Below are 23,264 nucleotides of genomic sequence, written 5' to 3'. Positions count from 1 at the left end.
CAAGACGTTGATTCCCAAAGGGAACCTGGTGGCTATGGGTGGACTCGAACCACCGACCCCAGCATTATGAGTGCTGTGCTCTAACCGGCTGAGCTACATAGCCGAAAACGGTGCCGAGCATGGATGGGCGCGGCGAACTGCGAATTTTCTAGGATGTGAACGGCCCCGTCAATCTCTGTCGTTCGTGCTTGTCGGCCCGGGCCAGTCGTGGCAGAGTCGATCGCAGTAGATTTCTGGAGTCCGCATCGTGATCGATCCGGACGGGTATCGACCCAATGTAGGCATCGTGTTGATGCATCCCGACGGGCGTGTCTTCTGGGCGCGCCGGGTGCGTCGTGACGGCTGGCAGTTCCCGCAGGGCGGGATGAACACCGACGAGACGCCGATCGAGGCGATGTACCGCGAGTTGCAGGAAGAAACCGGCCTGTTGCCGGAACATGTCGCCGTGCTCGGGGTGACGCCGGGCTGGCTGCGCTACCGGCTGCCGCAGCGGGCGATCCGCCGTAACGACCGCCTGGTCTGCATCGGCCAGAAGCAGGTGTGGTTCCTGCTGCAGTTCACGGGCCAGGACAGCGACCTGAGGCTGGATGCGACCGATTCCCCCGAGTTCGACCACTGGCGGTGGGTGGATTTCTGGTACCCGCTGGAGCACGTGGTCGTGTTCAAGCGCGGGGTCTATGCCAGCGCGCTGCGCCATCTGGCGCCGTTTGCGCGCCAGATCGCCGGTGGCACGGCGATCCCGTCTGCCTCCAGCGAGGCGCTGGGGTTCGGCGCCCGCAGCCGCGGGCAGCGTGGGCGGGGCAAGTCGTCCGGCGCGCACCCGTCCCGGGTCTGAAGGCCTGGGGCGAGGGGGGTGACGTGGGCTCTGGCTCCGTCGCCAAGAATGCTGAACAAGAATCCTTCACAATTGACACTGATTCTCATGTCTGGCTCAATGGGCACATCATCTGCGATGGTCATGCCATGTACGTGTGTATCTGCAACGGGGTCACCGAGCTCGACATCCGCCAGGCGGCGACAGCGGGCTGTGCCAGCGTGACCGAACTGACGATGCGGACCGGTTGTGGTGCGACCTGTGGCACCTGCCTGCCGATGGCGTCGGACCTGCTGCAGGCGATCCCGCTGCCGGTGCTGCCGCAGTTCGACGGCCACGTGATGGCCTTCCCGGTCGCCAACGCGGCCTGAGGTCCAGGCGCGCGTTGCGCGCCGCTGCGTCGGCCAATGCCGACACTCAAGCGGTCCATTCCCGTCTCGTCCATGCGCTGATTCTTGCGCTGCCGCCTGTGACTCTTCACAGGTCTGGCGACGCACGCGGGCATGCGCTTCCAAGTGCCAAGAAATGCGCACGATTCGCGTTTCTTCACGGCCTTGCCGGACGCGTTAGAGTGCTCGCCATCCCGGCATCTGGAGCACGCCATGAAAGGCGACGCGCAAGTCATCAAATACCTCAACCAGGCGCTCTACAACGAGCTGACGGCGATCAACCAGTACTTCCTGCACGCAAAGATGCTGAAGAACTGGGGCCTCGATGAGCTGGCCAAGCATGAGTACAAGGAATCCATCGACGAGATGAAGCACGCGGACGTGCTGTCCGAGCGCATCCTGTTCCTGGAGGGTCTGCCGAACTTCCAGGCGCTGGGCAAGTTGAGGATCGGCGAGAATCCGCACGAGTTGCTCAAGTGCGATCTCGCGCTGGAACTCGACGGTCTGCCGGTGCTGCGCGAGGCGATCGCCTACTGCGAGCAGGTCAAGGATTTCGTGACCCGCAAACTGTTCGCCGACATCCTGGCGTCTGAAGAAGAGCACGTTGACTGGCTGGAAACACAACTCGACCTGATCGAGCGCGTGGGGCTGGAAAACTACCTGCAGAGCAAGATCGACGGCGACGGCCACTGAGCTGATCGCGCGGTACGCCGGACGCGCAATGCGTGCCGGCGGCAGATTGTCCCCCGATTGTTGGCGCCCTCAGTTCCGGGGCGCCTGCATCATCGCGAGCAGGGCGGTCCTGGCGCGATGGAATTCATTGGCGATCAACGCAACGGCGACGGCAGGGCGTTCCAGCGACCGCTCGCGAGCGGCCAGTTCGACGCGCTTGGCGGCTGCCGACAAGGACATCGCACCGAGGTTGGCGCTGGATGATTTCAGCGAATGCGCGGCATCGCGCAAGGCGTCGTAGTCCGGCGCCAGCGTCGCGGCTTCGAGGTCATTGATCAGTCGCGGCGAATCGTCGAGGAAGACCTCGATCAGTCGATCCACTTCGCCTCCCAGCATTGAACGCAGTTCCTCGATGACGTCGTGGTCGATGATCGCCGGCTGCGGGCGTTTGACTGCGCCCGCTTGCGGATCCGCGGCCGGGGAGGCTGCGGGCGCGGGTGCCGCGTGTTGGACTGCAGCCGGCGCCTGCGGAATGAAGGATGCGGGCGCAGGGCTGGCCACGGGGGCGGCCGGCGCGACTGGCGGTGGCGCCTCGAACGACGGGGTGGAGAGGGCGGCGGGAACGACGGGAGCGACGCTGGCCTGCGTGCTGTCGTGGGCCGTTGCGCTGGATTCCGGTGCGGGCTCGCTCTGCTCGGGATCCCACCAGCGGTTGAGGCAGCGCTCGAGTTCACTGCGGGTCACCGGCTTGGGCAGGTAGTCGTCCATGCCGGCGTCGAGGCACTTCTGGCGGTCGCCGGCCATCGCGTTGGCGGTCATGGCGATGACCGGGAGCCGCCGCCCGCCGCCGCTGGCCTCGATCTCGCGCAGGCGCTGGGTGGCGGTGTAGCCGTCCATGACCGGCATCTGGCAGTCCATCAGCACGATGTCGTAGCGCGATTCGGCAATGCGCTGCAGGGCCAGTTCGCCGTTGGCGGCGGTGTCGCAGGTGATGCCCAGCACGCCGAGCAGGCGCTGGCCGACCATCAGGTTCACCGGGTTGTCCTCGACCAGCAGCACGCGCGGCTTGCGGTCCGTCGCACGCGGCGCGGCGGCCGGCGCCTGCTCGGCGGCCGGACCGGTGGCCAGGCCGGCGGAGCGCGGCGGCGGGAACGAAGGTGGCGGCGGACCGAACGGTGGAGGCGACATCATGAACATTTCATCGTCTTGTGGGGGTTCGACGGGAGGGCCGAACAGGGCAGATCGCAGGTCGGCGTCGGGCGCCTGGCGGCTGATCAGGGTCACGCTGCGCTGCAGTTCCTCGGCGATCGGGTCATCGCCGTACAGGCAGACCAGGCGTAGGTCGCCATAGACCGCCTGCCGACCAAGATTACGATACAGGGCGAGGGCGGTGTTGCGCATGCCGCTGAGGTCTGCCAGCACCAGTGAATAGGCCCAGGGCGGGCCCTGGTTGGCGGCGGTCCGCAGGCGGTCGAGGGCTTCCTGGGTGGTTTCGACAGCGCTGATGCGCAGGCCCCAGTTGGGCAGCAGCATGCTCAGGCGCAGGCGCAGGCGCGGGTCGGCACTGAGCAGCAGCAGGCGGCCGTCCTGCGGGGTCTTTTCCTCGGCGGGCATGTCGCCATGCACCTTCAGCATCGGGACTTCGAACCAGAAGGTCGCGCCCTGGCCCAGGACGGAGTCGACGCCGATCTGGCCGCCCATCAGGTCGACGATGCGCTTGGAGATCGCAAGGCCCAGGCCGGTGCCGCCATACAGACGCGTGGTCGAGGCATCGGCCTGGCTGAAAGCCTGGAACAGACGCGACTGCCCGGTCGGCGAGATGCCGATGCCGGTGTCGGTGACTTCGAAGCGCAGGCGGTGTTGTGCGGCGGTCTCGCCGAGCTTGCGCAGGCTGACCGTGACCGAGCCGCGATCGGTGAACTTGACCGCGTTGCTGATCAGGTTGCCCAGCACCTGGCGCAAGCGGATCGGATCGCTGCGCACCGGCAGCCGTACCGCGCTGTCGATCTGCAGGTTCAGGCGCAGGCCCTTGCTGTGCGCGGGGCGCTCCATCAGTTGCAGCACGCCTTCCAGCAGTTCGCGCAGGTTGAAGCTGGTGGTCTCGAGGTCGAGCTTGTTGGCCTCGAGCTTGGAGTAGTCGAGGATGTCGTCGACGATGCGCAGCATCTGCTGCGAGGATGTGTACGCGGTGCGCACCATCTCGGCATGGTCGGGCGCCAGCGGGGAGTGCATCAGCAGGTCCAGCATCGGCACGATGCCATTGAGCGGCGTGCGGATCTCGTGGCTCATCGTGGCCAGGAATTCGCCCTTGGCCATCACCGCGGAATCGGCCGCCTGCTTGGCCTGGCGCAGTTCCTGTTCAAGTTCGGCATGGCGGGCCAGCTCATGCTGCAGCGCGCTGAGTTCGGCGCCGTCGCGATACGAGCGCTCGACCGCTTCTTCCAGCAGGTGGTCGCGCTTGCGCAGGTGGTAGATCACGGCGACGACGGCAAACGTCGTCAGCAGCGCCATCACCAGCGCGATGCCCTGCCACGGTCCCTTGAGGCCGATGACATGCAGGCCCATCGTCAGGCTGGCGCCCGCCGCTGCACCCAGTGCCAGCCAGCGCAGCATCAACATCGAAGGTCGTGCGCGCGAAATCATCTGTTACAGCACCGAATGTTGGAAGTCGAAGTCCAGCCCATCGGCGACGCGCTGTACGAGGTTGCCCTGGATGAAGTCGACGCCGCTCATCCACAGCGTGGCGGCCGACTGCGGATCTTCGACCTGCTGTCCGATGACCTGCAGGCCCTGCCGGTGCGCATGGTCGATCGCCGCACGCAATGCGTCGCGCACGTTGGTGTCGCCCAGGTCGCTGGAGAAGCGCGAGGCGAGGCGGACGAAGCTCAGGGGGAGGTGCGCCAGCAGCGCGCTGGCCTCGGTGCTGGCGGTGAACTGGCTCAGGCACAGCTGCACGCCGGCCGACATCATCCGCCGGCTGAAGTCCTGCAGCGACATCGCATGCACCAGCGCGTCCTGCTCGCGGATGTCGATGACCAGCGACTGGCCGTCGATGCCGCCGATGGCGAGATCGCCGAGCAGCGCTTCGGCATAGCCCTCGCGGGTCAGGCTGCGCGGGGACTGGGTCACGAACAGGCGGATCGGGCGGCTCTGCTCGCGACGCTGCTGCAGTACCGAGATCGCCAGGCGCAGCACCTGCTGGTCGAGCTCGTGGACCAGGCCGGCGGTTTCGGCGGCGGGCAGGATCTCCGCAGCGGTCAGGACCTGGCCGCTGGCATCGCGCACGCGCATCAGGGTCTGGTACTGCGCATCCTGGTTGCCGGCGACCGCGACGATCGGCTGGTAGGCCAGTTCGACGCCGTTGTTGGCCAGCGCCTCGCGCAGCATGTCGCCGATCGTCCGCGTGCGCTCGACGTCGACTTCCGGCGGTGGTTCCCAGCCGGCGATGCCGGTGCTGGTGCCGCGCGCATCGCGCAGTGCCTGCTCGGCGGCGGACACAGCACTGCCGCCGTCCTTGAAGGCGTGCGACAGCGCGGCATATCCGATCAGCGAACGCAGGCGCAGGCTTTCGTCGCCGACGCTGAAGCTGTGGTTCGCCAGGCCGTCGCGCAGGCTGCGCGACCAGGCCGGGAGATCCTTGTCGTCGAGCGCGGCGCCGAACACCAGGAAGGTGTTGTCGTTGAGGCGGGTCGTCGCATGCGGCGACGCGATCTCGCCGATGCGCTGGCCGGCTTCGGTCAGCATGCCGTCGAGCGCATCGAATCCGAGTCGGTCGCGCAGGGCGCTGACACCTTCGATCTCGAGGAAGAACACCGCGCCGCTGCGCAGCACCGGCACGTCCTGCGACAGGCGCTCGAGCATGCGTGCGCGCGCCAGCAGGCCGGAGGGCGGATGCCGCGGGTCGTCGCTGGCGGCGGGGCGGTTCAGTGCGCGCGCGCGGCGGACGCGGCTCTCGATCGCGGAGATCAGGTGGCGCGGACGTACCGGCTTGGTCAGGAAATCGTCGGCGCCCAGTTCGAGCACTTCGTACTGGCGCTCCGGGTCTTCGTCGCCGGTCAGGAAGACGATCGGCACGTGCTGGTGGCGCGCGCTCTCGCGGATCAGGCCGGTCAGTTCGGCGCCATCCATGCCCGGCATGTGCAGGTCCATCAGGATCAGGTCCGGTGCGAAGCCATCGAGCGCGACCATGACATCGGTCGGCACCGACGCGACCTGCGCCTGCATGCCGGCGCCGTGCAGCACGGTTTCGGCGAACAGCGCCTGGCTCGGGTCGTCCTCGACGATCAGCACGCGATAGGGCGCGTCGACGGGCGCGGACTGGGCGTTGCCGCGGGCGGCCAGGTAGGCCGGGACTTCGGCGAGCTGTTCGGCGGTCTCGTCGCGTGGTGCGACCGGCGCGGCGGCGTCGCCGACCCAGCGGCGCCAGAAGTGGCGCGGTGGAAATTCGGCGCGACGGCGATGATCGGCACCGGAGGCGTTGGTCACGCTGCCGGTCCAGTCTGCATCAGAGGACATGCGGGTTCCCGGGCAAGGTCAGGAGGGCGTGGTGCCGCGCCGTGGTGTGCGGCGAGGCATGCGAACTGTCTGCCGGCGTGGTCGCGGCCTTCCTCATGCATCCCCCTGGGCAAGCAATCCATGGTGTGTCGTCAGGTGTCGTTGCGTGTCCCCTGCGTGTCTCCGCGAGGCGCCCGGGTCCGGCGCGCAGACACGGGACGTCATCGCAAGCCATCACCAGGACATCCGGCGATCCGTGCATTGAACGCAGGAGGGCCGCAAGGGACTGCGACAGTATGCGCAATTCTAGGCGGGCTTGGGCGCGCGCCGGAACAGCCTGCGCCAGATCCACCACAGTCCCAGCGCGACCAGCGTGGTCACGGTCGACACGATCGCCAGCGCGATCCAGGGATGCGAGAACAGCAGCGCCAGCACGCCGACCGATACGGTGTCTTCGGCGATCGAGGCCGACCAGTTGCTGACCGGTTCCGGCGAGGTGTTGAGCAATGCGCGCGAGCCGGCCTTCAGCAGGTGGCTGCCCAGCGCCACGCTGGCGCCGGTGGCGAGCATGCCTGCGCCCAACTGGCCGTCGGGCGAGAACGCGGCCGCCGCCAGGAAAGCCCCGGCGGGCACGCGCGCCAGCGTCTGCAGCAGGTCCCAGCCCGAATCGACGCCCGGGATCTTGTCGGCGAAGAACTCGGCGACCGCGAGCGCGCCGGAGACGCCCAGCACCCACGGCGACGTGGTCGCCTCCAGCGCCGGTGGCAGGTCCAGCCAGCCGAACATCCCGGCCAGGCCGATGCCGAAGACCGTCAGATACACCCGGATCCCGGCCAACCAGGCCAGCATGACCCCGATCGCGAACAGATGGACTTCCGACATTGCATGCCCCCTGCAGCCGGCCGAGCCGGAACAGCGGCCAAACGGGCCGCGCGGTCGCAGTATATGAACCCCGTCGGCTTGACGCATGCTTAAGGGCATCGCTATACCCTTGGAATGACCGACCCGATGTCCTCTCCGACTCCCGCCCCCGAGCGACCTGCCGCGCCTGGCGCAGCGCCCTCCGGCGCGTCCGCTCCCGCAGCAGCGCTGCCGACGCGCTGGCTGTACGCGATGCTTGGCGTGGCGCTGGCCCTGCTGCTGTTTGGTGGCTGGGGCCTCTGGAAGACCCTTGCCGGGGGTGGCGCTGGCACGGCCGAGCCCGCCCGCCAGCAGGCCCGGATCGAGGCGCTGGAGCAGCAGGTCGCGACGCTTGGGCGTTCGGACCAGATCAGCCGGGACGCGAACCGCGAGCTGCAGGGCACGCTGGCCGAGCGCGAGGAGGAAATCTCCGCGTTGCGGGCCGACGTCGCCTTCTACGAACGTTTCGTCGGCTCGACCGCGCAACGGCGCGGGCTCAGCGTGCACGAGCTCAACCTGCGCCCGCAGGCCGATGGCGTCTGGCATTACACGGCGACGCTGACCCAGAACCTCAATCGCGGCGCGGTCAGCAGTGGCCGGCTGTCGTTGTCGCTGGAAGGCACCCAGGACGGCAAGCTGAAGCGGCTGGGCTGGTCGGACCTGCGCCAGCAGGAGAATGCGCCGGGGCGCGAGTACTCGTTCAAGTATTTCCAGCAGATCGAAGGCGAGTTTCTGGTGCCCGAAGGCTTCACGCCACTGCGCGTCAACGTGCGGCTGGCGCCCGGCGGTGGTGCGGCCGTGGAGCGTGCGTTCTCGTGGGCCGATGCGCTGCCGCGGCCGGCCAATGGCGGCAATGCCGCCGACGATGGCTGAGCCGCGCGGAAGCACGTCCGGCGCCGATGAACAGCGGCCTGACCGTTATTTGAGCGTGCGCGCATGGCCGCTGCGGTCGCTGGCCGGCCAAACGCAGATTCCCGCCGCCGCGCTTGAACTCATGACGGCCGGCCCCCATGCTGGGCAGCATGACAACCTTGGTAGACCTCCCGACCGTTCCTGACTATCTGTCACTGGATCGTCCGCTCGATTTCACGCCTGCGGCGGCCGGCAAGGTGCGCGAGCTGATCGCCGACGAAGGCAATCCGGCGCTGAAGCTGCGGGTCTACATCCAGGGCGGCGGTTGCTCGGGATTCCAGTACGGGTTCGAGTTCGACGAGCAGCAGGGCGAGGACGACCTGGCCATTGCCACCGACGGCGTGACCCTGCTGGTCGATCCGTTGAGCCTGCAGTACCTGATGGGTGCAGCGGTGGACTACAGCGAGAGCCTGCATGGCGCGCAGTTCACGATCCGCAATCCCAACGCCAAGTCGACCTGCGGCTGCGGTTCCTCGTTCACGGTCTGACTGCGTGACATCCGGTCCCGGGGCTGCGTCGACCGCGTTCGCTTTCGTCGATGGCGCGCTCGATCGCGCCGAGCACCTGCGCATGGATCCGGCACGCCTGCAGGCCTTGTGGCCGCGCGCGCGACTGTTGTTGATAGACAGCCAGGGACAGGCGCTCGGCGATGCCGACGGCCTGCATGTCGCGGCGTTGCCCGGGCCTGCCGATGCGCTGGACGCGCAGGCGGTGTTCCTGGGGCTGCATGGCGACGAACCCTGGTTCGCGCTGCCGATGGCCGATGCGGACCTCGATCCGCAGGCCGCCCGCATCGACCTGCGCAGCGCGGCCGCGAGCTGGCCCGCGGTGCAGGCCACTGCCTTCGCGCAGGCCCGTGCGGTGATGCATTGGCGCAGCCGCCACCGGCATTGCAGCGTCTGCGGCGTCGCCCTGGTCTATGAGCGCGCCGGCTGGCTGGGCCGATGCCCCGGCTGCGCGGCCGAACACTATCCGCGTACCGATCCGGCGATCATCGTCGCGGTCAGCGATGGCGAACGCCTGTTGCTCGGCCGACAGGCGTCCTGGCCCGCCCGCCGCTATTCGACGCTGGCCGGCTTCGTGGAGCCGGGCGAGACGCTGGAGCAGACGCTGGTGCGCGAAGTCTGGGAAGAGTCGGCGGTGCGCGTGCGCCGTTCGCGGTACCTGGCCTCGCAGCCCTGGCCGTTTCCGTCGTCGCTGATGCTGGGCTTCATCGCCGAGGCCGAGCCCGACGAACCTCGTGCCAACGAGGAACTCGAGGACGCGCGCTGGTTCACGCATGCCGAAGTCGGCGCGGCCCTGCGCGGCGAGACTGCCGAGGCCGGCCTGCTGCTGTCGCCACGGCTGTCGATTTCGCGCTGGCTGATCGAGCGCTGGTACCACGATGGCCTCAAGGGCCTCGGCGACCCGGCCTGCTGAAGCGGCGTCAGGGATAGAATCGGCAGATGTTCACGACCCTGCTCTCCGTCGTCGTCGTCCTCGTGCTGGGCCATCTTGCGCACGGCCTGTCTTCCGCACTGCGCGACCACGGCTGGTTCCATGGCTGGCTGCGCTGGCTCGACGGCAAGTGCGCACCGGACAGCGTCTGGCGCGGGCCCTGGGGCATCGCACTGGCGCTGCTGCCGGTGTTGCTGGTACTGGTCTTGTTCCAGCTTGCGCTCGACGGTGTGCTGTTCGGCCTGCCTTCGCTGCTGCTGGCGATCCTGGTGTTGTTCCACAGCTGGGGTCCGCGCGACCTGGACGAGGATGTCGCGGCGATCGTCGATGCGCCGTCCGCATTGCAGCGACGCGAGGCGGCGGCGCGCCTGCATCCGGCCGCGGGCCTGCTGGGAGTGGCGATCGATGGCCCTGCGCTGGTCGAAGCGGTGTTCCGCAGCGCCTTGCGCCGCTGGTTCGGCGTGCTGTTCTGGTTCGTGCTGCTGGGGCCGTTCGGTGCGCTGCTGTACCGGCTGACGGCGGTGGCGGCGGAAGATGCGGTGACCGCCCAGTTACCGGCAGGGACGGTCTCCGGTGCGCGCACGCTGCTGGCGGTGCTGGACTGGCCGGCGGCGCAGTTGCTGACGTTCTCGCTGGCACTGGTCGGCAACTTCGACGCGGTGATCGCCGCATGGAAGGAGGCTGGCGGCGCCACGCTGGCGCTGGGCCTGGGCTTCCTGGATGCCGCCGCGCGCGCCTGCGTGCGCAGCGAGATCGCCGACGAAGCCGAAGAGTACGCCGAATCCGGCATCCCGCTGGGCAGTGCACTGGTGCTGGAGCTGGGGCCGTTGCCTGAATTGCGCGATGCGATGAGCCTGGTCTGGCGCGTGCTGCTGGTCTGGCTGGCGACGATCGCGATCTTCATCATCGCGGGTTGGGTGAGCTGACGCGGCTTGCGAGGCATTGCCTCGCGCGTCAGCGAACGCCCGGCGTGCTTCGCCCGGCTGGGTGACACGGCCTGCTTGCGAACCAGAGGTTCGCAGGCCTGGTCACGCCACGCCATGGATGGCGTGGCTGGCCTGTCCGAAGCACGGGTGTCGCGCCATGGATGGCGTTAGGGAAGTATCGAATGGGATCCACGCGCAGCGGGAGTCCGCAACAGTCCACGAGGCATTGCCTCGCGCGTCAGCGAACGCCCGGCGTGCTTCGCCGGGCTGGGTGACACGGTCTGCTTGCGAACCAGAGGTTCGCAGGCCGGGTCGCGCCACGCCATGGATGGCGTGGCCGGCCTGTCCGAAGCACGGGTGTCGCGCCATGGATGGCGATAGGGAAGTATCGAATGGGATCCACGCGCAGCGGGAGTCCGCAACAGCCCACGAGGCGTTGCCGAGTGGGACGCGGCTTGCGAGGCATTGTCTCGCGCGAAGCATCCTATCTGGAGCATGCGCAGCCGCAGGGTGGAATCCGGGCGTCGGGACGCCAGTGAAATGCTTGCAAGTGTTTGATTCTAAATAAATCAAAGATGATCTGAAGGTCGAGGTATTCAATTTCTCGCGAATAGCGCTCTTTAACTATTGGGAGGGCAATTTTTCTGGGGGGCGTTTTGGCGGAGCAGGACAATCGAACACTCGTTGCGGACATAGAAAAGCAGCATGGCGCACGCTTGCGCCGCTTTCTGGCCTCCCGGTTGCGTGCTTCCCTTTCGAGCGATGTGCCGGACCTGGTGCAGGAGGTCTTTCTCCGCATGTTGCGCATTTCCCATGTCGAGACGATTCGTAGTTCAGAGGCTTATCTGTTCACGGTTGCATTCCATGTGCTGCATCAGCACCTGCTGCGTCATTCGGTCATGCCCGAGGCTGTAGAGATCGGTAGTCTGATGAATGAGATGGAGTCGGCGCCGGAGAGCGACCCCGCGCTTCGGGCGGAATGGCAGGAGCAGCTGCAGGATCTGCGCCTGGCCTTGCAGGGGTTGTCACCAAAAGCGCAAGCCGTCCTGATCCTGCATCGCCGCGACGGCTACTCGTTGCAGGAGATCGCGGATCGGCTGGGGATGTCGCGCGCGAACGCCGCAAAGTACCTGGGGAAGGGGCTGCTGCATTGCCGGCAGCGTCTGCAGCGGAAAGAGGCTGGGATGCCATGAACGTCCAGATCTATGAAGAAGCCAGCGATTGGATCGTGAAGCATCGCAGCGGTAGCCTCGACACGCGTGAAAAGCATGCGTTCGACCTGTGGTTGCGCAGATCTCCGCTGCATATGCATGCGTACCTGGAGATATCGTCGATCTGGGAGAGCTTGTCGGCGCTCAATTCGGACGGGATTCCGTGCGCAGACGTACTGATTGCGCAAGCCCGTGCTGACAGCCATGTCGTGCCCTTTGTATCGGCCACCGACGTCGCTGACGCTGCCAATACCTCATTGAGGAATGCCGAGGAATCCATATCAACCGCCGGAACGAAGCGTAAGCGCCAGGACCATCCAGGCACTCAGGCTCGCCGTCGATCTGTTCCGGCGTATGCGTTGGCGGCGTGCCTGCTCTTCATAGCAGCTCTGGCGGGCTGGTTCCATATCCAGCCGGAGGTGTACAGCACCGGTGTCGGTGAGCAACGATCGCTGACGCTCGAAGATGGTTCGACCGTCGTCCTGAATGCGCGAAGCCGGATCAGGGCGAAGTACACCAGGGACAGTCGCAACATTGACCTGCTTGAAGGCCAGGCGCTGTTCCGGGTTGCCAAGAATCCAGAGCGCCCGTTCATCGTCAAGTCGGGAGACGCAAGGATGATGGCGATCGGAACATCATTCGATGTGCAGCGAGGCGCATCGAATACGGTGGTGACGGTGGTCGAAGGTCGTGTCGCAGTCTATTCCGCACATGCGTCGATGCCTGATGTGCGGCCAAAGTCCGCATCCGATGAGGTTGTCGTCAATACCGGTGAGCAGGTTGTCGTGACACAGGTCGCGATGAGCGCTCCCAAGCGTACAAACGTGGCGGCGACGCTGGCCTGGACGCAAAGGCATCTTGTCCTGGCGACAGTGCCCTTGCCAAAAGTTGCAGAAGAACTGAATCGCTACAGCAAGCGCCCTCTGGTCATCCAGGATCCGACGCTCGAAGATTTCAACGTAAGCGGTGTGTTCTCCACCACCGATACGAGCTTGCTGCTGCAATTTCTGCGCACCCAGCCGGAACTGGTGGTGGAAGAGACGAAGGACGAAATCCGAGTGCGTCGCCGCTGATCGGGCGGAGGTCTCCGGAGGATAGGGTATTCGTTTTTCATGCTCACCCACTCTTTCTAAGTAAGGGACCGTTGCCGCATCGGCCGACGGCAACAGAGCGCCTCATACGAGGATAGGGGAGAGTCCATGCATTTGAGCAAAGCGATAGCGGTGGCGTGTCTGGTCATGTCGGGGGCGATGGTATCCAATCCGGTCCATGCTCAAGAGCGAAAGCCGATCACCATCGAAGCGCAGGGCCTGGCCTCTGCCCTCGAGCGTTTCGCCTTGGAGCGCAACATCGAAGTGATCTATCGTAGCGAGGTGGTGGGTGCGCGCAGGACCTTGGGTGTCGATGGCGAGATGACCTCGGACGAAGCGCTGCAAAAACTGCTGGATGGAACGGGCCTGACGTTCCGATACCTGGGCGAGAACTCGGTGTCGATCGTTGCGGTCGGAGAAACCACGTCTTCGGATGATGTGAAGTCACTGAATACTGTTTCGGTATCGGCATCGCGCATCGACTTGGCGGGATTCGTGGCCTCTACGCCGACCGCCGTGGTCAGCGAGATCGAGCTGCGCCAGGGGGCGCGCAACAACGTCGCTGCCGCGCTCAATGATCTTCCGGCATTTCGTCACACTTCCTCGCCATTGACCAGCGCCGGCAACACCGGCAACGGGGCCAGCAACCTCAACTTCCGTGGCCTGGGGGCCTCGCGTACGCTCGTGTTGCTCAATGGGCGCCGGTTTGTCGGCAGCGCAGATCTCAGCAGCGTGCCCTTCGCGTTGGTCAAAAGCGTCGATATCGTTACCGGTGGCGCATCTGCGGCCTGGGGCTCCGATGCCGTCGCCGGTGTCGTCAATATTGTGCTGGACGACCGATTCGAAGGTGTGAAGCTGGAGGCGCGGACGGGTCTTTCCGATCGCAATGATGGCTTCGAGTACACGTTAAGCGCGGCTGCCGGTAGCAGCTTCTCGGACGGCCGCGGCAGCTTCATCATCGGTGGCGAATTCGTCGACAACGAGGGCATCTTTCCAAGGACGTCGCGCGAACGCACAGGGCGCTGGGGGCAGGTCAGCAATCCCGACTACACGTCCACCAATGGGCAGATGCCGTTCATGCTGACTCAGAACGTAGGGTGGTCCGATGCCAGCCTGGGTGGCCTGATCCTCGATGGCTCATTGGCCGGGCAGGCCTTCAATCCGGATGGGAGCTTACGCCCGTTCCAGTATGGCCGGCCTGCAGGCGGCAGCATGGTAGGGGGAGAAGGTGTTTCCTACGATGACTTCCTTGCCCTGTCAGTGCCCCAGAAGCGTTACAACCTGTTCTCCCGCGCAGGATACGATCTGAGCGACAATGTCCGCCTCAGCGCCGACATGCGCTACAGCCGCATGTACAACCACTACAGGTGGTATCCCGACGATTCCCGTGGACGCGGCGGTACACGCATCTCGATCGACAACGCATTCCTGCCGCAGGAAGTGCGCGACAGATTGCTCGCCTCCAACGAGACCGGATTCACCCTGGGCCGTGCGAACCATGATTTCGCATGGTTGGAGATGGAATACTCGCGCGAGAACATGCAGGGCACCGTCGCGCTGGATGGCGTCTTCGGCGATTACTGGCGCTGGGACACCTATGTCAGCTACGGCAAGAGCGTCGATAACCAGAAGGAACACAACCAGCGACTACGCTGGGAATTCCAGGAGGCGGCCGACGCGGTGTTCCATCCCGTCAGCGGACAACCGGTATGTCGGGTCGCGCTGACCAACCCTTCAAGCGCATGCGTGCCGATCAACCTCTTTGGCGAAGGCAATGTGTCCCAGGCGGCGAAGGATTACGTCGTGGGAAACGTCCACATCTGGGGCCGACAGAACTTGCTCGTGGGCGGAGCCAGTCTGCGTGGCGAGCCTTTCGAACTCCGGGCCGGTCCGGTATCGATTGCGACCGGCATCGAGGCCAGGCGCGAAGAGAGTCATACCGTTGTCGATCCGCGTACCGCCGCGGGAGAGTTCATGACCTGGAATCCCCAGGGGATGTACGGACGCTACAACGTGAAGGAAGGTTTTCTTGAAGCCCTGGTACCCCTGGTGAGGGGGCTCCCGCTGCTGCAGGAGCTGAATTTCAATGGCGCGGTCCGGCTCAGCGACTACAGCTCGAGCGGCGCCATCTGGACCCACAAGCTCGGCATCACCAATCAGATTACGTCTGATCTGCTGTTCCGGGTGACCAAGTCGCGGGACATCCGCTCGGCCAACCTCTACGAGATGTACACGCCAGGAGGCATTTCTTTCGGGAGCATCATCGATCCGGTGACTGGAGAGACCACTAATATCAGGATCGACGGGGGCGGCAATCCCAACCTGGTGCCGGAAGTCTCCGATACGCGGACAGTGGGGCTGGTCTATTCGCCGGAGTCGAATCAGGACCTGAGTGTTTCCCTGGACTACTTCGACATCCAGATCGACAACATCATCACTTCGATCGGCGCCCAGAGCATGGTGACCCGTTGTTACGACGGTAATGCCGCGCTCTGTAGCTACATTACTCGTGACCCGGTCGACAACACCGTTGTTCGTGTCTGGTCGCCGTTCGTCAATCTGGCGAGGTACGAAACCAGCGGGTTCGATTTCGATGTGGTCTATGGTTTTCCACTGGAAAATATCGTTTCCACGTTGCCGGGAAAGCTGCGCCTGCGGGGATTGCTCACTTACGTTGACGAGTTGGTGACCGACGACGGTGTCAATCGGGTCGATGCCGTGAGCTCCCTGACGGGCGTGCCACGGATTCGTGCAAATCTGGCAGTGACCTACCAGAATGGTGATTTCTCGCTGGACATGCGTGCGCGATACATTCATTCGACCAACTACAACCGCACGCTACGGCTGCAGAACAATGCGATCCCTTCCTATACCTATGTCGACATGGGGTTCCAGTATTCCCTGCCCAAAGGCGATGGCGCCCGATTCAGCTTGTTTGGAAACGTGGGAAATGTGTTCGACAAGGCGCCACCCCAGGGGGCTCCCACCTACTACGACCTGATCGGCCGCTATTACAACCTGGGAGCGCGTATCGAGTTCTAGACGGATCGAGCTCTCGAGGCGCATCTGGACAGTGTTCTTTTCGCGGGAAGCGATGCTTTCCGGTGGATGTTGGAGACGTAGGCTTGCGATAGTCTCTTGGTTCTTCAGCGGTATCTATGAAGGCATGCCGGTATCCGCACTCGCTTCGAATCCGGCTGTTCGCGTGATGTCGAGCTGTTTCAGCGCGTGCGGATAGTGGCTACTGAAGTCGGATCGCTGGTTCTTGGTGGGACGTGGCACAGGATGTGCCACGTCACATTGCTCCGCCGGGCCGCTAGGCGATGTCTCCGCGCAGGTCGCGGACTTTCTGTTCGAGGTGTTCGGCGCTCGCTTGCTCCGCGGCGATGGGCGCATCGGCGATGACGTCGACGGTGGCGCGGAACCGGCGCGGCACGCGCATGCGGCCGATCCGGGAATCGCGATGGCTCCACATGCTGGTCCACATGCCGCGCAGCGCCATCGGCACGACGGGGACCGGTCGGCCATGCTCGATCGCGCGTTCGAGGATGCGCTCGACGCCAGACTTGAACGGTGCGATCTGCCCGTCCTGAGTCAGCCGCCCTTCCGGGAAGATGCAGACGATCTCGCCGTCGGCCAGCGCGGCGTCGATGCTGTCGAAGGCCTGTTGCATCAGCTCGGCGTTCTCCTTCGGGCTGGCGATCGGAATGGCCTTGGCCGTGCGGAAGATCCAGCGCATCACCGGGATGTTGAAGATCCGGTAATACATCACGAAGCGCACCGGGCGCGGGATCGTCGCGGCCAGGATCAAGGCGTCCATGTAGCTGACGTGGTTGCAGACGATCAGAGAAGCGCCTTCGTCGGGCACGTGTCTTTCGACGCCATGTGGGCGCAACCGGTACAGCGCGCTGACCAGCACCCAGCTCAGGAAGCGCATCAGGAACTCGGGCACGATCGTGAAGATCCAGAGTGCGACCACGGCATTGGCGATCGCCAGGGCCAGGAAGACCTGCGGGATCGTCCAGCCCAGGAAGCGCTGCACCGCGATGCCGATCAGTGCCGCGCTGACGATGAAGATCGAGTTCTGGATGTTCATGCCGGCGATGACGCGCGCCAGTTCGGATTTCGGCGAGCGGCTCTGGATCAGCGCGAAGAGCGGCACCACGAAGAAGCCGGTGAACAGGCCGATGCCGGTCAGGTCGAGCATGATCCGCCAGCTGCCGGGCTGCTGCAGGAAGCCGGTGACGCTGAGTCCGGCCTGCAGGGCCTCGCCGGGGCGTGCGAAATACAGGTCGAGCATGAAGGCGCTGACGCCGAACGCGCCCAGCGGCACCAGGCCGATCTCGACGGTGCGCCCGGAGAGCTTCTCGCACAGGAGCGAACCCACGCCGACGCCGATCGAGAACAGGCCCAGCGCGAGGATGTAGAGGTTCTTGGCGCCAAGGTTGATCTCGGCATATGCCGGCAGTTGCGCGGTCAGCATCGTGCCGATGAACCAGAACCAGGACACGCCGAGGATCGCGTTGCGCACCGCCAGCTGCTTGCGCGCCATGCGCCAGATCGCCAGCGATTCCGGGATCGGGTTCCAGTTGATCTTCAGGTCCGGCGCGCCGGCATCGATGCGCGGAATGCGCCGGGCCAGCAGGTTGCCGGCGACCGCGAGCAGGATGATCGAGACCGCCGCGACCTGGAAGCCATGCTCGCCAGCGACCTGGAAGATCATGCCGCCGAAGATCATGCCGATCAGGATCGAGATCGACGTGCCCATCTCGACCAGGCCATTGCCGCCGGTCAGTTCCTCGGGCTTGAGCACCGATGGCAGGATCGAGTACTTCACCGGCCCGAACAGCGTCGATTGGGTGCCGGTCAGGAACAGCGCGACCAGCAGCACGACCATGTTCTGGGTCAGGAAGCCGATCGCCGCGACCGACATGATCGCAATCTCCATCGTCGTAGTGACGACGATGAGCTTCTGCTTCTCGAGTTTCTCGGCGACCTGGCCGGCGAGCGCCGAGAACAGGAAGTACGGCAGGATGAACAGCGCCGGCGCGAGGTTCGCATACAGGGTCATCTCGTCGCTGCTGACGGCCATGTACAGCAACATGCCGATGATCGCCTGGCGATAGACGTTGTCGTTGAAGGCACCCAGCGCCTGCACCGAGAAGTACGGCAGGAAGCGGCGTTGTCTCAACAGGTCGAACTGGCTGTGTGCCATGCATGCTCCAGATGTCAGGTCCGCGCCACCGCAAGCCGGGATGTCGCCCTGGCGCGCAGTGTAGACGCAGCAGATGGCGGTTGACGTGGACCTGGCGGCGCGCGGCGGGGGCGCCGGCGAGGTCGCCGATACGGCGACCGGTGGGACACGGGCACGTGGCCTTGATGTTTCGATCCCGACAACATGCGCGGATATCCCGCGACTTTGCTGCCAGCCATGGGACAATGATCGGTCCACCGCTGTCCTGACTGCCTGCCACATGCCCAAGGTCTCCATGCCGCCGCCGGACGATGCTGCCCTCAGGGCGTTGTCGCAGCCGGAGCGTGCGTTGCTGTCCGCGCTGGCGATCGCGCCGGGCGGCCTGACCCGCAGTGCGCTGCTCAAGACCCTGCTGGCGCAGTCGATACAGCTCGACGGCAAGCGGCCGGATGGCGCGCGGCTGGCCGCCATGCTGCTGCCGCTGCAGCGCAACGGCTGGCTGGGCAGCGCCTCCAGCGGCGAGCTGCAGCCCGTGCGGCTGCGCGATGACCGTCGCAACCTGATGCTGCTCGACCTGTGCGCACGCGAGGACCTGGATGCGTGGATGCGGATCATGTGGGCCGACCTCCCGCAGCGCCCGGAATGGATGGCGTCCGATCGCGCGCGCGCCGAACAGGTGTTGTGGCTCAGCGTGTTGTCCGGCGACGGCGAGGCCGCGGTCCGCGAGTTGCGGCAACTGCTGCGCACGATGCCGGCCGATGCGCTGGCCGGCATCCATCCGCTGCCGCTGCTGCTGGCCGACGAGCATGGACGGGCGGTGTTCGCTCGGTTTGCGCCCAGCCTGCGGCGACTGCTGCTGGCCGACTACCTGCAACTGTCCAGCCATTTCCTGTTCGGCTCGGCCACGGTGGCCTACCAGGCCGGTCTTGCGCTGTGGCGCGGCCCGAAGGCCGAAGGCGAGCGCGCGCTGGCCCAGCAACTGCTGGTGCAGGCCTTTCTGCGTGGCGACACGGCGGCGATGCAGCGACTGGGCGCGACGCCCGGGCTGGAAACCCTGGCGGCGTTCCTGCATGCGCTGACGTCCGGCGAACCCGCGCAGGCGCTGCAATGGCTGTCGCAATGGATCGACGCCGAGCGCACGCGCACCGGCAAGCCCCAGATCGATCTGCCGCGTCCGATCGAGGCGCTGCGCCTGCTGGCGGTGATCGGAACCGAAGACGCGGCGACCTATCCGGCGCTGCGGCAGACCCTGCAGCGCGGCATGCAGCAGTCAGCGGCGGGTCATGCGCTGTTGCTGCAATTGCTTGACCATCGGCTGGGCGCGCCAGCGGGCCTGGATGCGAGCACGATGGCGCAGGTGGCGCTGCGCGAAAGCGCGCACGGACTCGATTGCCTGCTGGTGATGCTGTCGGTGCACTGGCTCGATGTCAGCGTGCCGCAATGGGCGCAGCGGCAGCGGGCCTGGCGCCAGCGTCTGGCCGCCGCCGGCTACGACTGGCTGGCGGCGGAGTTCGAGGCGGTGATGGCGATGGGCGCCGAAGGCGCCAAGCCCGGGAAACCGGCCGAGCCCGACGAGCCCACTGCGACCGCTGCGCCGCCGGCTCCCACCATCACGACCGCCTGGCATGCGACGCATGCGCGGGTGCCGCTGGCGGGCCTGTATCGCCGCCCCGAAGCCTGGGAATCCGCCCTGCAGGCGTTGACGGCCATCCGCGGCGTGGCCCCGGCAGCGCCTGCGCCGGTGGCGGAACGCCGGCTGGCCTGGTTCGTCACCTTGCTGCATGGCGACGCCAGCGTCGAGCCGCGTGAACAGAAGCGCGGCGCAAAGGGACGTTGGAGCCGCGGGCGTGCGGTAGCGTTGCGGCGATTGCACGACGAGATCACCGGCATCGATTACCTGATCGAACAGGATCGCCAGGCGATTGCCGCGATCGAGGTCCAGCCCGCCAGTCTTGGCGGGCCGCAGTACAGCCTGTCCGGCGAACAGGCCTTGTCGCGGCTGGTCGGGCATCCCGCGCTGTACTGGGCCGATGCCCCGGACGTGCGCGTGGACTTGCAACAGGGCGAGCCGAGCCTGCACCTGCGCGAGCAAGAGGGGCGCATCGAGTTGCAACTGGAGCCCGAGGGCATCGGCGGCGATGACGAACTGGTGCTGCGCAAGGAAACGCCGACCCGCCTGCGCCTGTATCGATCGACGCCCGAGCTCAAGCAGATCGCCGGCATCGTTGGCGCCGGCCTCAGCGTGCCGGCGGCGGCACGGACGCAACTGGTCGAAGCGATTTCCGCGATCGCGCCGCTGCTGCCGGTGCATTCGGACATCCCCGGCCTGACCGCGCACCTGGACACCATCGACGGCGACCCGATGCTGTACGCGCATCTGCTGCCGTTGTCGGAAGGCCTGCGCCTGCAGTTGCTGGTGCGTCCGCAGGCCGAAGGCGCCTGGTGCCGGCCCGGGCATGGTGCGGTACACCTGCTGGGCGAGCGCGACGACAAGCCGTTGCAGATCCGGCGCGACCTGGAGGCCGAACGCGCGAGCCTGCAGTACGTGCTCGAACACTGTCCGGCGCTTGCGCGTGCCGACAGCGATGGCCAGGAATGGCAGCTCGAACACGTCCAGGATGCGCTGCAGCTGTTGAGCGAGTTGCAGGCGCTCGACGGCCAGCGCGTGCAATGCGTCTGGCCCGAAGGCGAGCGCATGCGCATCCGTTCCAGGCCCGGCATGCGCCAGTTGCGGTTGTCGCTGCGCCAGCAGGGCGACTGGTTCGCGTTGCAGGGCGAGGTGGCGCTCGACGATGGCCGCGTGATGCAGCTCCGGCAGTTGCTGGAGCTGATGCGCGGAAGCCCGGGCCGCTTCGTACGCTTGGGAGATGGCGACTGGCTGGCGCTGGGCGACGACCTGCGCAAGCGGCTGGACGAACTGCTGCACCTGGCCGAGCGCGTCAACGAACAGGGCGTGCGACTCAATGTGCTGACCGCGCCGCTGCTGGCGACCCTGGCCGAAGAGGTCGCGGATTTCGAAGCCGACGAGGCCTGGCAGCAGCAATTGGAGCGGCTGCAGTCATTGCGCGATTTCGATCCGCCGGTGCCGCGCGCGCTGCAGGCGGAACTGCGCGACTACCAGCGCGAAGGTTTCTCGTGGCTGGCACGCATGGCGCAATGGGGCGTGGGCGCTTGCCTGGCCGACGACATGGGCCTGGGCAAGACCGTGCAGCTGCTGGCGCTGCTGCTGCATCGGGCGGAGCTGGGGCCGCAACTGGTGGTGGCGCCGACCTCGGTGGTGTCCAACTGGCAGGCCGAAGCGCAGCGTTTCGCACCGACGTTGCGCCTGCATGATTACCGCAGCGCACGCCGCCTCGAAGCGCTGGGGCCCGGCGACGTGGTGCTGGTCAGCTACAGCCTGCTGCAGTTCGATCACGCGGCGTTTGCGGCGCAGCCGTGGACCAGCGTGGTGCTGGACGAGGCGCAGGCGGTCAAGAATGCGCAGACCAAGCGCTCGCAGGCCGTCATGGCGCTGGACGCCGGATTCAAGGTGGTCGCCAGCGGTACGCCGCTGGAGAACCACCTGGGCGAGCTGTGGAACCTGTTCCGCTTCATCAATCCGGGCCTGTTCGGTCGCAAGGAACAGTTCGCCAGCCGCTTCGCCTCGCCGATCGAGTCCGGCGATGCCTCGGCACGCCGCGCGCTCAAGCAGATGATCCAGCCCTTCATGCTGCGTCGGCTCAAGAGCCAGGTGCTCGACGAGTTGCCGGCGCGTACCGACATCACCCACATGGTGCGGCTGTCGGATGCGGAGATGCACCAGTACGAAGCGCTGCGCCAGCAAGCGGTGGCGGAACTGGAGCAGACACGCCGCGAGTCCGGCGGTCGCGGCGACGACTCGTTGAAGGTGCTGGCGCAGATCACGCGCCTGCGCCGCTTCTGCTGCCATCCCTCACTGGTGTTGCCGGGCAGCCGCCTGGAATCGAGCAAGTTGAACGCACTGGCCGGCATTGTCACCGAGCTGATCGACAACGGCCATCGCGCGCTGGTGTTCAGCCAGTTCGTCGATCACCTCAGGATCGTGCGCGCCTGGCTGGACGAACAGGGCATCGCCTACCAGTACCTGGATGGCAGCACGCCGGTGCGCCAGCGCAAGGAGGCCGTCGATGCGTTCCAGGGCGGCCAGGGCGAAGTGTTCCTGATCAGCCTCAAGGCGGGCGGCAGCGGCCTCAACCTGACCGCGGCCGACTATGTGATCCACCTCGACCCGTGGTGGAATCCGGCGGTCGAGGACCAGGCCAGCGATCGCGCCCATCGGATCGGACAGCTGCGCCCGGTGACGGTGTACCGGCTGGTGGCCGAGCACACCATCGAGGAGCAGATCGTCGCCCTGCATGCGCACAAGCGCGACCTGGCCGACAGCCTGCTCGAAGGCGGCGAAGTCAGCGCGAGGCTGGATGCCGAGGCCCTGCTGTCGTTGATCCGGCAGGACTGAGACCCCGTTCAACGTCCTGCTGCGCTCGCGACAGACTTTGAACAGGTTCTGCGGGCGTCGTTCCGATGTTGGCCTGCGGGCGGTGCTCAGTCCACCGCAGGCATCGACATGCCTTCGCGCATCGCCTGGTAGCGGCTTTCGAGTTCCTGGCGGATCTCGCGGCGCTGGCGTCCCTGTTCGAACCGGCGCTGCTCATCGTCGGTCTGCGGCTCTCGCGGCGGCACCAGGGTCGGGCGGCCGGCTTCGTCGACGGCGACCATCGTGAAGAAGCAGCTGTTGGTATGCCGGACCGAGCGCACGCGGATGTCTTCGGTGATGACCTTGATGCCCACTTCCATCGAACTGCGCCCGGTGTAGTTGACCGAGGCCAGGAAGGTCACCAGCTCGCCGACGTGGACGGGCTCGCGGAACGTCACCTGATCCACCGACAGCGTCACCACGTAGCGGCCGGCATAGCGGCTGGCACAGGCGTAGGCGACCTCATCGAGCAGTTTCAGCAGGGCGCCACCGTGGACATTGCCGGAAAAGTTGGCCATGTCCGGCGTCATCAGCAGCGACATCGTCAGCTCTGCACTGCCGGGTGCGATCGGCAGGTTCGCGGCCGAGCTGTGGGCGGACGGGGCAACCGATGCGGTCGAGGTCCCGGCTTCGTATGGCGTGGGATCGTTGGACATGCGGGACTCGCGACGGTGGACGATGCCGCGATGGTAGTGCCGGCAGGCGTCGTCCGCACGTGGCCGTGCGGAACAT

The 23,264-nt window shown here is 66.1% G+C and carries 16 protein-coding genes and 1 tRNA gene; 11 read left to right on the top strand and 6 right to left on the bottom strand.

Going from position 1 to position 23,264, the window contains the following annotated elements; all coding sequences use genetic code 11:
* Positions 1–26: 26 nt before the first annotated feature.
* Positions 27–103: transfer RNA gene (locus ACYX7E_RS12225), tRNA-Met, on the bottom strand.
* 144 nt (positions 104–247) lie between these two features.
* On the opposite strand from ACYX7E_RS12225, the gene ACYX7E_RS12220 reads away from it, so the two are divergent.
* The 3 genes from ACYX7E_RS12220 (at position 248) to bfr (ending at position 1,896) form a co-directional block, all read left to right on the top strand.
* On the top strand, positions 248–835 hold the full coding sequence (locus tag ACYX7E_RS12220) for an RNA pyrophosphohydrolase (protein ID WP_462080847.1): 588 nt from the start codon (positions 248–250) through the stop codon (positions 833–835).
* A gap of 128 nt (positions 836–963) precedes the next feature.
* The gene (locus ACYX7E_RS12215; RefSeq protein ID WP_462080862.1) at positions 964–1,185 is read left to right on the top strand and encodes a (2Fe-2S)-binding protein; all 222 of its coding nucleotides are present in this window, start codon (positions 964–966) and stop codon (positions 1,183–1,185) included.
* 231 nt (positions 1,186–1,416) lie between these two features.
* Complete coding sequence (gene bfr, locus ACYX7E_RS12210; protein ID WP_462080846.1) at positions 1,417–1,896, top strand: bacterioferritin; 480 nt, start codon at positions 1,417–1,419, stop codon at positions 1,894–1,896.
* 69 nt (positions 1,897–1,965) lie between these two features.
* Here the strand turns inward: bfr and ACYX7E_RS12205 are convergent, their stop codons facing one another.
* From ACYX7E_RS12205 to ACYX7E_RS12195, 3 genes are all read right to left on the bottom strand, one after another.
* Positions 1,966–4,494: a hybrid sensor histidine kinase/response regulator gene (locus tag ACYX7E_RS12205; protein WP_462080845.1), complete on the bottom strand. Its 2,529-nt coding sequence runs from the start codon at positions 4,492–4,494 to the stop codon at positions 1,966–1,968.
* 27 nt (positions 4,495–4,521) lie between these two features.
* Positions 4,522–6,390: an EAL domain-containing protein gene (locus tag ACYX7E_RS12200; protein ID WP_462080844.1), complete on the bottom strand. Its 1,869-nt coding sequence runs from the start codon at positions 6,388–6,390 to the stop codon at positions 4,522–4,524.
* A gap of 285 nt (positions 6,391–6,675) precedes the next feature.
* Positions 6,676–7,251 carry a DUF4126 domain-containing protein gene (locus tag ACYX7E_RS12195; RefSeq protein WP_462080843.1) on the bottom strand — a complete coding sequence of 192 codons (576 nt, stop codon included), beginning with the start codon at positions 7,249–7,251 and terminating at the stop codon, positions 6,676–6,678.
* Between the two features lie 126 nt (positions 7,252–7,377).
* Here ACYX7E_RS12195 and ACYX7E_RS12190 point away from each other — a divergent pair, with 126 nt between their 5' ends.
* The 7 genes from ACYX7E_RS12190 (at position 7,378) to ACYX7E_RS12160 (ending at position 15,888) form a co-directional block, all read left to right on the top strand.
* Positions 7,378–8,142 (top strand): DUF6776 family protein, encoded by a 765-nt coding sequence (locus ACYX7E_RS12190; protein ID WP_462080842.1) that lies wholly within the window; start codon positions 7,378–7,380, stop codon positions 8,140–8,142.
* Between the two features lie 149 nt (positions 8,143–8,291).
* A complete protein-coding gene (gene erpA / locus ACYX7E_RS12185; RefSeq protein WP_462080841.1) occupies positions 8,292–8,669 on the top strand; it encodes an iron-sulfur cluster insertion protein ErpA in 378 nt (125 codons plus the stop codon).
* An 82-nt stretch (positions 8,670–8,751) separates the two neighbouring features.
* The gene (gene nudC, locus ACYX7E_RS12180) at positions 8,752–9,600 is read left to right on the top strand and encodes an NAD(+) diphosphatase (protein ID WP_462080861.1); all 849 of its coding nucleotides are present in this window, start codon (positions 8,752–8,754) and stop codon (positions 9,598–9,600) included.
* Between the two features lie 26 nt (positions 9,601–9,626).
* Positions 9,627–10,544, top strand: a complete 918-nt coding sequence (ampE, locus tag ACYX7E_RS12175; RefSeq protein WP_462080840.1) for a regulatory signaling modulator protein AmpE — start codon at positions 9,627–9,629, stop codon at positions 10,542–10,544.
* A gap of 656 nt (positions 10,545–11,200) precedes the next feature.
* Positions 11,201–11,737 carry an RNA polymerase sigma factor gene (locus ACYX7E_RS12170; protein ID WP_462080839.1) on the top strand — a complete coding sequence of 179 codons (537 nt, stop codon included), beginning with the start codon at positions 11,201–11,203 and terminating at the stop codon, positions 11,735–11,737.
* Complete coding sequence (locus tag ACYX7E_RS12165) at positions 11,734–12,828, top strand: FecR family protein (RefSeq protein ID WP_462080838.1); 1,095 nt, start codon at positions 11,734–11,736, stop codon at positions 12,826–12,828. Before ACYX7E_RS12170 ends, ACYX7E_RS12165 begins: the two co-directional genes overlap by 4 nt.
* A 126-nt stretch (positions 12,829–12,954) precedes the next feature.
* Positions 12,955–15,888, top strand: a complete 2,934-nt coding sequence (locus ACYX7E_RS12160) for a TonB-dependent receptor (protein WP_462080837.1) — start codon at positions 12,955–12,957, stop codon at positions 15,886–15,888.
* Positions 15,889–16,162: 274 nt separating this feature from the next.
* On the opposite strand, the gene ACYX7E_RS12155 is transcribed toward ACYX7E_RS12160, so the two are convergent.
* Positions 16,163–18,061, bottom strand: a complete 1,899-nt coding sequence (locus ACYX7E_RS12155; protein ID WP_462080836.1) for an MFS transporter — start codon at positions 18,059–18,061, stop codon at positions 16,163–16,165.
* 259 nt (positions 18,062–18,320) lie between these two features.
* Here ACYX7E_RS12155 and ACYX7E_RS12150 point away from each other — a divergent pair, with 259 nt between their 5' ends.
* Complete coding sequence (locus ACYX7E_RS12150) at positions 18,321–22,514, top strand: SNF2-related protein (protein WP_462080835.1); 4,194 nt, start codon at positions 18,321–18,323, stop codon at positions 22,512–22,514.
* An 86-nt stretch (positions 22,515–22,600) separates the two neighbouring features.
* Here the strand turns inward: ACYX7E_RS12150 and ACYX7E_RS12145 are convergent, their stop codons facing one another.
* Positions 22,601–23,074: an acyl-CoA thioesterase gene (locus ACYX7E_RS12145; protein ID WP_462080860.1), complete on the bottom strand. Its 474-nt coding sequence runs from the start codon at positions 23,072–23,074 to the stop codon at positions 22,601–22,603.
* Positions 23,075–23,264 lie beyond the last annotated feature (190 nt).

The sequence above is a fragment of the Luteimonas sp. RIT-PG2_3 genome, from assembly GCF_054902115.1.
The sequence above is the reverse complement of the archived record's forward strand: the minus strand, read 5'-3'. Positions and strand labels throughout refer to the sequence as shown.